This window comes from Bacillus sp. FJAT-47783, from assembly GCF_022808615.1.
GTDB lineage: Bacteria > Bacillota > Bacilli > Bacillales > Aeribacillaceae > Bacillus_BZ.
On the sequence record NZ_JAKZKS010000005.1, the window covers coordinates 17,565 to 31,322 of the forward strand.

Sequence of the window (13,758 nt, forward strand, 5' to 3'; positions counted from 1 at the left end):
CTTTATACTTTTTGTCAAATTACATATTATATGAACTTAAATTTAACATTGTTGATTATGTTATAATAAATTGTCGCTTTTGAAGCGCGGATTGAAAAATATAGTATGTTATTTGAAAACCTATCTTCAATTAAAGATAGGTTTTCAAATTATTCTTAAATCAAACGAACTATCATTTTCAAGGTTGAGACCAAATTCCTGACTATACGCTCCTTCCTTTAAAGCTAAAATTTTCCCATCTAATAAAGATACTACCCCATTGTTTTCGTTTAATTTTCGAAGCTCATATTCATAAAGATTAATCGTAAACTGTTGGGCTCTTCGCATTAGTCTCGTAAAATCAGCAATCGTTCTCCTACTGTTTAACTCCGCAATAATTTCTTTTCCCTCTTTAAAAGGAACAAGAACAGAGGTGGTGTAATCATCAATTACACGGAAATGTTCTGCTGCTGTTTTATAACTGTTTACGATGAATAGCGGAAGGTGCTTTCTCTCGTTATGAAAGTAGGCACGATAATAACTCGATTTTGTTTTTGTTGCAGTTAATAATTCAGTCATTTCCTTTTTCAGTTTTGGAATGAAGTAATTCAAATCAGATTTAAATTCCGTATAAAACTCTTTAAAATACCTCTCCATTGCTTGCTTAGATAAGATTTGACCACCATGACTAGCTTTATCACTTCTAATATCAATTAGTATTCTTCTTGCCACCCGTTTACCAATATTAATCTCTTTCAAATGGTCGAGGTTTTCTTCCTCATGGTCAATCACATAAACATTTTGTAAGTCCTTTTCTCCATGTCTATTACATCTGCCAGCCGCTTGTGCAATGGAGTCAAGTCCAGCAAGCGAACGAACTACACAATCGAAGCTAACATCTACACCAGCTTCAATTAGTTGAGTACTTATACATATGATTTTATTGCCTTCTTTAAGATGCTGTCTTACTTCATCTAAAATTTTACTTCTATGTGCCGCACACATTGTTGTACTTAAATGGTAGATTGGAATTCGGTCTTCTTTATCTTTTAGTTGATTATATAGATTTCTAACAACAGTTTTCGTATTCAAAATAACAAGAACACTTTGAACTTCTTCTATTTTTAATTGAATAAAATCAGTAAGTTTATTATTGTTAAACCGCTCATTAGTGGCCATATCAATGATTTCTACTCGTTTAAACGCTTCAATAACATGCTCTAAGTCTTCAACAATTTCAGCATCCGTATTTATTTCCAATTTATGTTCAACAAAGTCCAATGCCGGCTGAGTTGCTGTACAAAGAACGATACTCGAATGACCATATGTTTTTAAAAAGTTTAATGCCTGATTAAATAAAGACACGCATGAAATAGGAACTTTCTGTACTTCATCAAAAATAATCACTGACTCACTTAAATTATGAAGCCTCCTAATATTTCTGCTCCCTTTTGCGTAAAACACATTTAAAAACTGTACCATTGTTGTGAAAATAATTGGTGAATCCCAGTTATCTTTTGCGAGTTTTAATTTTTGCTCCACATTAATGATGCCATCTTGATTTTCATCATTATCATTTTCATCATTTATTACGTTTGAGTGATGTTCCAAAATATTGGCATCATCTTTTAGTATTTTCCGTACTTCATCTGCATTTTGTTCAATAATTGTTGTATATGGAACAACATAAATGATACGTTTTTTGTTATAAAATTTGACGTGTTTTAGCGCATATCTTAAACTAGCTAAAGTTTTTCCGCCCCCAGTTGGAATTGATAAAGTAAATATTCCTGATGGTTTCTCAGCAAATCGATCACACTGTTCTGACATCTTTGCTCTTAGAAGGTTTATAGGTGTGTCTGCACCTGGTTGATTCCTATATGAATCGATTTTTCCCATAAGCCTTTTATAGTACTTATCAAATAGTTCTTCAGAATCATATAACAACTCATTTGATTTGTTTTCTTCAAACAACTGAGAGTTCGTTCGATCAGCATCAATTAATGCACTAAAAATAAACTTTGTTAAAAACATTAATTGTTTTTCATTATTTTCCGAAGACTCTTTCGCCAAAAAATGTTCTAGCTCAACAGCAGCCTTTTCAACATACTCATAAAAATCCGATTCACTCATGACATACTCAAAAAAGTATTTCTTTGTCAACTCAAATTCAGCTAATTCTTTATCTCGAACCCTATTTAAGTAATTCGATTCTAGATTTGGATTTAAAAAATCTTGAAGGTACGAGTGATGAGATATAATGGCATTTCCTACAATTTCAGCTACTATCCCTATGTATTTATTTCGAGAGATAGTCTCTTTTGTATGGAAAAGGTCATATAAAAGTTTGCCTCCTGCAGTCGAATGATCAACACTTCCCCTTTTAGGAGGAGAGTCAGGGTTATTTACAGCTTCTAATAGATATTCATGGAATTCATTCGTATATTTACCGAGATCATGAAGCATTCCGGCGAGACCAGTTAAATGTTTTACACCAATCTTTTCCCCAAACGATTCCGCCAATTCTTTTACTTCTAATAAATGATCTTCAACAGTTTGTACTTGTTTATCATTTGAACGAATATGAGCAATATAATTCATCTAAACCTCCACAAAACATTGATAAAAAAACAGAAAAACATTAAACAAAAAGCAGAGGTATACTTAATCGGTAACCTTCTGCTTTTCTAAGTTGACTTTCCTTCTTTTGCATTTCAATTAATTAATTTAATTTTTTAAGTAGCTGACGAATACGCTCTAATGATCAGGGCTGCTTTTCCTAATTTATTTAGCCTCTTTATTATCTAGTTTGAGCTAAACTTTTTCAAAATTCCATACTATAGTACTATACTCATTTTTTTCACCAAATTTGTCAACAATTTTCATATCAATATTTACCTAAATTCGTGACATAATGCTTATCTCTATTATTCTTAGTAAAGCTTCTTTTATAATTTGAGCCGTTTTATATGTTGAATTTCGTATTTTGACATCCAAGAATCAGCAGTTCCTTTCTCAAGTATTTCAAGCTGAGTTTCAAGCTTTTTTCTTAACTTTGTATTACCCGAAAAATGGACGCAAGCCTCTAATAGACTTAAACGCCAGTTGCTCCACCCCTCATAACGGTCATTAAAAGCTTCTTTCATTATCGCTGCAAATAGCTTATCTTGTTGACTAACACTTAATGCCTTAACACCTTTAGAAACAGCCTCATCTATCATTTCCAAACTTTCATCTATAATAATACCCACGTATCCACTTGAATCATCACAATATTGTAGCATATCAACAACGATGGATAAGACGGTGATACAAAGAAATACAGCACTTTCCACCTCACCATCTTCTAGCTTTCTTTGTGCTTTCTCAAGCGTCATATCCGCACCTCGAACCGCGTCAAAAGTTTTATCCCATGGTATAAAACCTCGGTGCATCGCTTGATTAATAAACTCTTTTATCAGCTTTTTACTTTGAATAATCTCATCTTCAGAAGTTGAATAGTTGAAAAGAATCTTCTGTTCAATGGTTGGGTATTCTGCTGAAAACTGCAAAATTATCTTCATCAGCTCTTCCTTTGAAAGGGAAGACAAAATCGTTTTGATGTGTACTTTTTTCTGAGGTTCAGAAGATTTTGTAGCCTTTGATTTATCCATTTTTTCGATTGTTTTACTTCTTAATGCAAAAAATGCTGCCGCTTGATGTTTACAGTAATCTCCCCAATCATATGGACAATCACAATACGTATCAACAATTTCTCCCGCGTCACTTAATAAAACATCTACAGTATAGATCTCCGACCCCAGAACCTCTACAATGTATCGATTTTTAGCCATTTCTTCTATTTTTTCAATATGTCCTTGATCGATATAATCCTTACCACGGTTTAAAATGACATCATCAAAATACTCTTCAAAGTTATGCAGATTCATCCTATCTCAATCTCCTTCATCATGATTAATACTATTTTAACACTCCAAGTTAATGGGGTAGAATTACGGGACAATACCCTTTTGAGTTATGACAAATACATAATATGATTGCAAAAATTGCTTGGGAAGCTTTATCATTAAACTTCGCGGAATTCTCCTCCATCTATCCCTTTGTCCAACACTCTTCTACTTCTATTGAATATAGTAATGTATGCTAATAAAAGGGAGGGTAGTCGAACATGACATCGATAGAACCGGTAAAATATTTAGAGACGCTGCCGGGAAAAGCTGCACATTTATTTTCGTTTAGTGATGGTAATCGTTATGCGGTTAAATGTAAAAATAATTTCCATGGAACAAGGGAGCTCGTAAATGAATTCGTCGTTGCTAGATTAGGACAACTACTGTCTTTGCCTGTTGTACCATTTGAAATTGTCAATATGTCAGAGGAGCAAATTCAGCAAATTCCAAAAACGTTTTCTTCTAACTACAAACCTGGCAACCAGTTTGCCAGTCTATTTATAGATCATTGCGTTGGTCTTGCGAAGAAACCTCCACATCCGGCTAAAAAGGATGTTAAAAATCCTAAAGATTTAGCCGGCATTCTCGTATTCGACCATTGGGTGCATGGAGCCGATCGGACAAAAAGCAACATTCTATTAGAGCGACTGCCGGATGGCCAATATGACATTCATATGATTGATCACGGAAAATGTTTTCTAGGAGGATACAAATGGAATGCAGAAACGCTGCAAAAACCTAAAAAGTTTAAAAAGGATTCAGTCGTTCATATATGGACAGTAGGTATGCTGGAAGACTTAACGATTATATCTTCTTATATTGAACAAATTTTGTCATTGCCAGAAGCATCAATCGAAGCAGTCATTCGGGATATTCCTGAGGATTGGGACGTGTCACTTGAAGACAGAGAAGCACTTTTCACCTATCTTAAAGAACGGAAAAAAACATTGGCCGATTCCGTGTATACATTTGTCAAAAAATATATGAATGGTAAAAGGTAATACTACCCATTAGTTGTGAACTCTACTTCTTATCCTTCCAACCTTTTCGTCGAATCAGTCTCTACTCCATTAAACCTTTTTTCGAACGTATTTCGCCAGCTTGTCGAAAGGGATTCTACATTTAAAATTTCTTTTATGGCGTCAATATTCTTTTTATCATGATGCATAATCTGATTGGCAAATTGAATGGAAATCTTCTTTGGATCAGCCTCAAGAAGGTTCAACGGGCTATTTTTTTCAACTTCCCCTTCTTTCAAAACACGAAAGTAAAAACCGGTGAAACCTTAATGGGAGGTCTTTTATATTGTATCGTTTTGCCAGCTTAAAGCATGGTTGTCTTGGCTGGCTTACTTGAACAATCGCACTACCAAGTTGGAAAATGTCCCCGATATGCACTCGATCTTCAGTCATTCCTTTTACCGTTAAATTTTCACCAAAAGCTCCGTAGTTTAATGTTAGGTTTAAATCTTTTTCCCAATAAGAATAATGCTCAAAAGGATATACACAAATCGCTTTATCCACTCCACCGTGATGAACTAAATCGGCTTGTTGATCTCCTTCAAAATTAAGCTTTGATAAATAAAGGAGTTTATCAACTGGAGTTTTATAGATGCCTGATAAAACTTCCTTTCCATTATTATTCATCACTTTCGGCTTGCCGACATTAAGAGAGACGATTTCCAATTTTGAATTTTTCATTATATCAACTCCGCACTATTCATCTAACTCTTTTAATCTCTTATCAATATGGGATAGGACAAAATGACATTCTTCCATTTCAAATTCATTTCGATATTTCATATAATAATTCAAACACTTTTGAGCATGCTTTTTCCACTTTTTTAATTCGTCAGCCGTGTATTTTTCTATTTGTTGTTGAACGAATTTTCGATTAATAATTTCATCACTCCAATTTTTATATGTTAAGAGAATATTTCGGAGTATGTTAAATCATCCTATTTCGATCGATTTCACCATAGGTTCTACCGTAATTTTAACGTTCCCTTTAAGAGTTTGTGAGATGAAACAAGATTTTTCTGCCATATGAGCTAGTTTGTTAACGGCTTCAATCGATTCACTTTTCGACACATAAACAACAGGTTTATGGATAATTTGTTCAAATTTTAGGCGCTTTCCATCTTTTGTCACAATGCCTTCAGAGATTATATTAATTTTAGAATACTCAACATTTCGCTTGCTTAAAATAGCGGCAAAAGTAATCATGTAACAATTTGTCGCTGCAGAAATGAATAATTCCTCTGGATTTGTTCCGATACCTGGTCCTTCTAGTTGTTTTGGTACTGAGACGACGGTCTCAAAATCATCTGTATTTATTTTTCCTTGTCCGAACCTGTCACCTTCCCAATGCCCTCTAACAGTAAAAGAATGTTTCTCCATAAAGAATCCCACCTTTTTAATTTTTCAGACAGTTTATTCTTTAATTATAAAGGTAGGGAACGTCACAATGCACGTTATAGTACCTGGAACCTAAAAAGTTAAAGTGACCGAGGGAAAGTCTTTTTAAATAAAAGTGCAAGCGCCTTGATTAGCCTCGGGTAAATAAATAAAAGATGCTCTTTGCCTTTAAATTCATGAGTGGCTAGAAGACCCTCGCTATACGTAAACATCTCCTTATATCACACTTTATCGAGTTTAAACTTTATGAAATAACTAAAAAAATGTTTAAAGAAGATTCAGCTAAAGAAATTTTTCTAAAATGAAAATCCCCTAGTTCGGTAACTAAGGGATCACTCTATTTATCCACCAAATCCAATGGACGAATGAATCGGATTTTCTAACCAATCTTGTCGCCACGTTCGCTTATTGTTTGTTTGAAGATCGTTGATAATCGCTTTTAAGTCGACTTTTTTGTCATAGTGCCATTGCAGGGCGATCATTGTATATAATTCATTCAATTGTGCAATAGATAGCCCTTCTGTCTGTTTGACTAAATGTATTAATTCATCTTCTGATATAAACTCAAGTATTTTCTTTTTACGTAAATAACGTTCCCGAGTTTCTTTGTCTGGTAGTTTAATTTCATATGCACGATCAAAACGTCCAGCCCGATTAATTAATGCTGGGTCGATTTTTTCAGGGTAATTTGTTGTTCCGATTAAAAAGATTCCTTCTTTTGTTGATGCCCCGTCAAGTGTATTTAAAAAGACAGATCGAGATTCTTCCGGCATCGAGTCAATGTCTTCAATGACAAGGATGACTGGCGCTAATTTATATACTGTTGAAAACACTTCTTGTATTGTATAGCTGAACGTAAATTCAGTAATTTGCCAATACACAACTGGAGCTGATGTGCTTCCGGCAATTGACTTTACGAGGGTCGTTTTTCCATTGCCCGGCGCTCCATATAAAAGAATCCCTCTCTTATATGGTAGGTTATACTTTTTGAAAAACTCTCCTTCATTTTGGAAAAATTCATCAATTGAACGGAATATTTCTTTTTTCATTTGTTCTGCCAGAAGGACATCCTCCCGTTGAATTTGATCCGTAAATTCTTCTTTACTACGCTCAATTCCTTCATCTGTCCCAACGATGAAATTGATATACCCCTTCATGCTTTCACGCTGTTTTTTATACAAATCATCTAAAAACGAGGTAATCGCTTTCCCTTCTTTCGCTAATAAGAAAATCTCTTCATAATCTTCATGACTTTGATAAATAGGAAGCTTTGCTATAGCTACTTGAAAGCGGGGAAAATAATAAAGGGCGTTATTCAGCAACGGTTCTTCAACAAACCGCTGATCGCCATGAATCGTACTATATTTAATTCTTCCTTTTTCTAGACTATCAAAAATATGAGCAATTAATTTCGATTCATTTGGATCTTTCAGCAACGTTTCTTGTACGATTTCTAATAATTCATCCATATCTTCACTATATGAAAATACAGAAAATTCCTCTCCTGTTTCGGCTAAAATCGCTTCTTTTATCTTCCCCATAATAACAGCCACATCATAGTAGTGCGGCATGTCTTCTCTTTTCATATTTTGAAGTTGGATAAGCGTTGACGTTTGTTTCATTTCGTTCCCTTCCTTTAAAAATGTCAATATTTAGATAATACCTTATATTCTCGTAAAATCCAACATTATTATCAAAAAAGGAGAATACGAGAATCAAAATTTCCACTTTAAAGTGACATAGGGGAAACGATGATTTTGATAACTGCACTTTCCCAAAGAGGATTTATTATATACAACAACACGTATTGAAGCTCTTACTAATTCACAGTAATATCCTTCATTCGGAACTCGTTATGCCATTTAATAAGTGAAACTTCATTCAGTGGGGGTTTTTTTCATCCCCCACTGAATATTGGGGCAGTTGTCCCCCACCTATCTTCTCTGCTTTACTACAGAATCTTGTGGTGGGGGTCATACTGCCCGTTAAGAGTGGGATAAACATCAAACCATTTTTCTACCCGAAAAAGGGTAGTATATAGGTGTCGTAATCTTCTTGACTTGTGTCGACAGGATTAACAGTGAAACATGATTTTCATTTCATAATGCAGAATATAGAAACGAAATAGATAAAAGGAGATTGTTTATGCGAATTACAATTTTGGAAACGAGCGATATTCACGGTCACATGTTCCCATACCTAGCAGATAAATCCGATCGCATAAAGCAAGGAATAAGCTATATTTATCGTTATGTTCAGCAAAGTCGAAAGGAAGAAGAACATGTATTATTAATTGATAATGGGGATGTTATCCAAGGCTCCCCCTTTATGCTGTACCACGTCAAAAATGAATCAGATCACCCAAACCCCATTATCCAGCTTTTAAATGAGACAAGGTACGATGCAGCTGTTGTTGGGAACCATGAGTTTAATTTTGGTCTTGATTTTTTTAAAAAAGCCATGTCCGAATCAAAATTCCCATGGTTATCGTGCAATATTTTAGACGAAAAAACGAATGAGCCTACGTTCGGTCAACCGTATATAATCAAAAAATTTGGTGAGATAAAAGTAGTTGTTCTCGGAGCAACAACACATTTTATTCCGAATTGGGAAGACCCTCATCATATTGAAGGACTACTGTTTGAAGATGCCGTTCAATCATTAAAAAAATGGGTTCCTTCTATTCAACAAGCTGAAAAACCCGACTTATTTATCGTTTCCTATCATGGTGGCTTTGAACGTGATATCCATACTGGAGAAGCCATTGAAGAAGAAACGGGAGAAAATCAAGCATACAAAATTTGTCAAGAAATCAACGGGATCGATATTTTGTTAACAGGGCATCAACACCAGCAAATGGCTAGCCAAATCAATGGGGTTCACATTATTCAACCAGGCTTTAATGGACAAGGGATTGGAAAAGTGACAGTTGAATTCACCAAGAGAAATAACCGTTGGGAAGTTGAGGAAATGAATAGCCAAGTCGTTCAGTGGGATGATGTAACACCAGATGAGTCCATTTTACAATCGGTACGCCCTTTTGAAGAGAGAACTCATAAGTGGCTGGACAAAATAATCGCGCGTTCAAATGGAGGGCTTGAGATTCATGACACGTTTCAAGCACGTTTGAAAGAACATCCGTATGTGGAATTTATTAATAAAATTCAAATGCACGCAACCGGTGCACCAATTTCATGTACAGCGCTTTTCAATAATGCCGCAAAAGGGTTCAGCCAATCCATTACGATACGCGATGTCGTAACGAATTATATTTATCCCAATACATTAAAAGTACTTGAAGTTACCGGGGAGGATATAAAAGAAGCATTAGAGCGTTGTGCTACCTATTTTGACCTTCGAAATGATGAAATTATTGTAAATAGACAGTTTTCAGAACCAAAACCGCAACATTTTAATTATGATATGTGGGAAGGAATCGACTATACCATTGACCTAACTCAAAAAACAGGAAATCGGGTTATCTCTGTGACTTATAATGGTGAGCCACTACAAAAGGATCATCTGTATCACGTCGTCATGAACAATTATCGTGCGAGCGGAGGCGGTGGCTATACGATGTTTCAAAATAAACGAGTTGTAATAGAAATGCAACGAGATATGACTGAATTAATCATTGAATACTTAGAGCAAAATAAGTGGATCGAAGCAACAGTGAATGAAAATTGGCGTATTTTGAAGGGATGATCCGGTAAAAGAGACTGTCCCTATGAATTCTGTATGATATGAGTAGGATCGTACCCATTTATGTGGAGGCAAAAGAAGAGTTCAAAACGCGTAATTAAAGATGATAAAGGAAGTTTTTCCTCATCAGCCAAGAACAAGAGTTTTATGACATATGAAGGCTGTCACGAGATAGAAGGGCCAAGCCCCAGCATTCTAAATACTTTAGCGCGCTGGAGGACTGGCCCAATGTTCGCTTTGAATGTTATCCTATTATTTTTGCATTTCAAACTCCGGACTCTCAAGTATTTGATGGATTGCTTCTTCAATATGTACATATGTAAATTGATATCCTGCTCTTTCTAATCTTTCTGGAATAACCCAGCGGCTTTTTAAAATCAATTCGGTTTCTGTCCTTAAAAAGAAAGCACCAAATTCCAACATCCATTTCGGAGATGGCAATCCAACTTTACGATTCATCGCTTTCCGAAGACAATCCATTAATTCACGATTTGTAATAGGATTTGGTGATGAACAATTAAACACTCCGCTCAATTCCTCCTTCTCTTTCAGAAAGAGAAGGATGTTAAATAAATCTTCAACGTGAATCCAGCTAAACTTTTGATTCCCAGAACCTTGAACTCCACCAAGCCCAAATTTGACCAAGTTTTTATAAGGAGTCATCACACCTCCATGTTCACCTAATACAATAGCGATTCTTAAAGCAATTTGTCTCGTTTTTGGTAATTGAAATGCAAAAAATGAACGTTCCCATTCTTTCGCTACATTAACCGAAAAGCCTGTCCCAACTTCACCGTTTTCCTCCGTCATTGGCCTATCTTCGGCATGTCGGTAAATTGTTGCTGTACTAGAATTTATCCATAATCGAGGAGGATTTTTACAGTTTCCTATCGCATTGCCAAGTATTTCGGTCGTTTCGATTCTCGACATTAAAATTCTTTCTCGATTCTTCTGATTGTAACGACAATTTACAGACTTTCCTGCAAGATTGATTAGCATTTCTGCATTTTCCAAAGCATCAACAATTTCTTGTTTATGATCCCATGTAATATGAGGGTGATTTCTGAAAATGATCATGACGTCATATCCTAAATCCATGAATTTTCGTTTGAAATATTGACCGATAAATCCAGTGCCACCAGCTAAGACTACTTTCTTTTTCATCTCATCAACTCATTTCTTTCAAAATGAACTTTAGGAACTCTCTTTTTCACTCTCATCTCTTCACCAATCTATGTGAATTACTTCACATAGATTATACCAAAAATTTCGAATGTTTATACCACAAAAAGTTAAAAAAGGGCTGGCTCGCGCTGCATTAACATAATGAGACTAGACCCCCTAATCTAAAAGAATTGTTTAGTTATCGGATTAAAATAGACAATTTTCATTTTTATCGTGCCTCTGAATTCGATCTTTAGCGAAAATTCGAGTAGAGGAGAATCACATTATCCGCCCGTTCGATGACTTCCTGCTGTCATTCGGGGAAGTTTTCCAAATCCTCATCATCCTCATCTGCCCGATATTCTTCTAAACTAAACTCAACGATTTCACCGGTTACTTTATGAAAAAAGCAAGATGCTCATCAGACGCCATTTCCAATGTGTCAATGACTTTTTGTAATTTGACCAGCTTGTTCATGAAACATTCACCTCATTAGTTTGTGAAAGTCGGGTAAGAAGAATCTTTTCAAGATTGGGATAAAGTAAAACTTCATTCAGTGGGGGGTTTTCATCCCCCACTGAATGTTAGTTCCTACGGGCTGACCTAAAGGCTTTTGTAACCTACAGGACATCGTTCTTTCGGACTTTTACGGGCATTTGCTTTACTACAGAATCTTGTGGTGGGGGTCTTACTGCCTGTAAAGAGTGGGATAAAAAATACAAATGCCAACTTTATTTTGTTATACCGGAACTTCTGCAAAGAATTCCTTATATAATGCTTGAACAGCTCTTTTTTCGTCAGTTTCCTTTACACCGAACATCATGCTAACTTCTGAGCAGCCTTGGTTAATCATTTCGATATTCACTCCGGTCTTTGCCATTGCCATAGATGCTCTCGCCATCGTTCCGACATTATGCCGCATTCCTTCCCCTACGATCATAATCAAGGAAAGATCGTACTCAATCACGATATCATCTGCTTCAAGCTCCTCCATGATTCGATGGACAATCTGATCAGCCATTGCATCATCTATCTGATCTTGCCTTAAAATGACTGAAACATCATCAATTCCTGAAGGCATATGCTCAAAAGATAGATCAAAATCTTCTAATATATTTAATAGCTTACGTCCGAAACCGATTTCTCGGTTTAATAAATATTTGCGAACGTAAATGCTACAAAATCCTTTATCACTAGCAATTCCGATGACCGGTCCATTCGTATTGTTCCGCTCATTGACAACGAGTGTTCCCGGCTTGGAAGGATCATTTGTGTTTTTAATATTAACCGGAATCCCTGCGCGAAAAGCTGGCATAAGCGCTTCATCATGAAAAACGGAAAAGCCTGCATAAGATAACTCGCGCATTTCGCGATATGTAATCTCGCGTATTTCTCTCGGTTGTTCTACAATAAAAGGATTTACAGCGTAAACGGCATCAACATCGGTAAAATTTTCGTAAAGGTCGGCTTTTGTCGCATTAGCTAGGATGGAACCGGTAATGTCGGAACCGCTACGTGAAAACGTAACTACCTCTCCGTCTTTGTTATACCCGAAAAATCCAGGAAAAATCAAAATACCCGTCCTTTCACGCAACTTATATAAACGATCATATGATTCAGGCAAAACTTGAGCTTTTCCTGGTTCGTCGGTTACAACAAGGCCCGCTTCCTTCGGATTAACATAATGAGCCTCGATACCTTGATGTTGAAAATAAGCAGCAATCAGTCGTGCATGGTTATCTTCACCGCTCGCTTTAATCGTATCTAAATACCGATTAGGATTACTTCGATCTCCGCGCAATAATCCCAACAAGTTCTCTTCAATTTCCTTTATAATTTCAAAAGATAAACCTAGCTCTCTTGCAATACTAGCATATCGCTCCATAACCATATGAAATAAGTCGTTTACTTCCCCGTTTTTCAAATATTGTTCAGCGCAAGCAATAAGTAAATCCGTTACTTTTATATCTTCAGCATATCGTTTTCCAGGTGCAGAAACGACCACGATTTTTCGATCATGATCAGATACAACAATTTGAAATACTTTTTCGATTTGCTCTCCGGATGCTAATGAGGACCCACCAAATTTCACAATTTTCATTTTTACATCTCCCAATATTAGAATTATCAGAATAATTTTAGTTACTATTATTACTTGTTTTTGGAAAAGATGCAAGAGAAAATTTGTATTTTTAGAGAAAACAAATGTATTTATCTAGAAAACATTTATTGTTACTACTGCGAACGGTTTGTAATTATTTTTGTTAACTTTACATTTCGCTCCTGTTGTTCCGCTTCCGAAGACAAATCATATTTTTTCAATAGATGAAAAACTTCATTCAGTACCTCTTGAGAATGTTCCTTCATAAAAAACGATTCAAATAATGCTTTGATTTCATCAGGGAGAACGCTGGATTGTGCTAAGAACTTATTTTTTACATCCTCTATGGAATGATCGATATTGCATGTACCCATTTTATTCATTCCTCTCACCATATTTTTTGTCATTTTATTATAACATTCTTAAAAAAAGCGTATCCGCAAGT

At 35.6% G+C, this 13,758-nt stretch carries 9 protein-coding genes and 1 pseudogene; 2 read left to right on the forward strand and 8 right to left on the reverse strand.

Going from position 1 to position 13,758, the window contains the following annotated elements:
• Window positions 1-144 precede the first annotated feature (144 nt).
• Entirely contained in the window at window positions 145-2,580 is a 2,436-nt protein-coding gene (cas3, locus tag MLD65_RS05640; protein WP_243290912.1) for a CRISPR-associated helicase Cas3', read from the reverse strand.
• A 347-nt stretch (window positions 2,581-2,927) separates the two neighbouring features.
• Window positions 2,928-3,908: an SWIM zinc finger family protein gene (locus MLD65_RS05645; RefSeq protein WP_243290913.1), complete on the reverse strand. Its 981-nt coding sequence runs from the start codon at window positions 3,906-3,908 to the stop codon at window positions 2,928-2,930.
• A gap of 239 nt (window positions 3,909-4,147) precedes the next feature.
• On the opposite strand from MLD65_RS05645, the gene MLD65_RS05650 reads away from it, so the two are divergent.
• A complete protein-coding gene (locus tag MLD65_RS05650) occupies window positions 4,148-4,930 on the forward strand; it encodes a HipA family kinase (RefSeq protein WP_243290914.1) in 783 nt (260 codons plus the stop codon).
• 29 nt (window positions 4,931-4,959) lie between these two features.
• Here MLD65_RS05650 and MLD65_RS05655 read toward each other — a convergent pair.
• The 3 genes and pseudogenes from MLD65_RS05655 to MLD65_RS05665 form a co-directional block, all read right to left on the reverse strand.
• Window positions 4,960-5,629, reverse strand: a pseudogene (locus MLD65_RS05655) (MOSC domain-containing protein).
• Between the two features lie 252 nt (window positions 5,630-5,881).
• A complete protein-coding gene (locus MLD65_RS05660; protein ID WP_243290915.1) occupies window positions 5,882-6,328 on the reverse strand; it encodes an OsmC family protein in 447 nt (148 codons plus the stop codon).
• A gap of 359 nt (window positions 6,329-6,687) precedes the next feature.
• Window positions 6,688-7,968: an AAA family ATPase gene (locus MLD65_RS05665; RefSeq protein WP_243290916.1), complete on the reverse strand. Its 1,281-nt coding sequence runs from the start codon at window positions 7,966-7,968 to the stop codon at window positions 6,688-6,690.
• A gap of 523 nt (window positions 7,969-8,491) precedes the next feature.
• Between MLD65_RS05665 and MLD65_RS05670 the strand changes: the two genes are divergently transcribed.
• On the forward strand, window positions 8,492-10,051 hold the full coding sequence (locus tag MLD65_RS05670) for a bifunctional metallophosphatase/5'-nucleotidase (RefSeq protein ID WP_243290917.1): 1,560 nt from the start codon (window positions 8,492-8,494) through the stop codon (window positions 10,049-10,051).
• A gap of 249 nt (window positions 10,052-10,300) precedes the next feature.
• On the opposite strand, the gene MLD65_RS05675 is transcribed toward MLD65_RS05670, so the two are convergent.
• From MLD65_RS05675 to MLD65_RS05685, 3 genes are all read right to left on the reverse strand, one after another.
• On the reverse strand, window positions 10,301-11,212 hold the full coding sequence (locus MLD65_RS05675) for a TIGR01777 family oxidoreductase (RefSeq protein ID WP_243290918.1): 912 nt from the start codon (window positions 11,210-11,212) through the stop codon (window positions 10,301-10,303).
• Window positions 11,213-11,951: 739 nt separating this feature from the next.
• Entirely contained in the window at window positions 11,952-13,313 is a 1,362-nt protein-coding gene (locus MLD65_RS05680) for an aspartate kinase (protein WP_243290919.1), read from the reverse strand.
• Window positions 13,314-13,447: 134 nt separating this feature from the next.
• A complete protein-coding gene (locus tag MLD65_RS05685; RefSeq protein ID WP_243291014.1) occupies window positions 13,448-13,687 on the reverse strand; it encodes a group-specific protein in 240 nt (79 codons plus the stop codon).
• Window positions 13,688-13,758 lie beyond the last annotated feature (71 nt).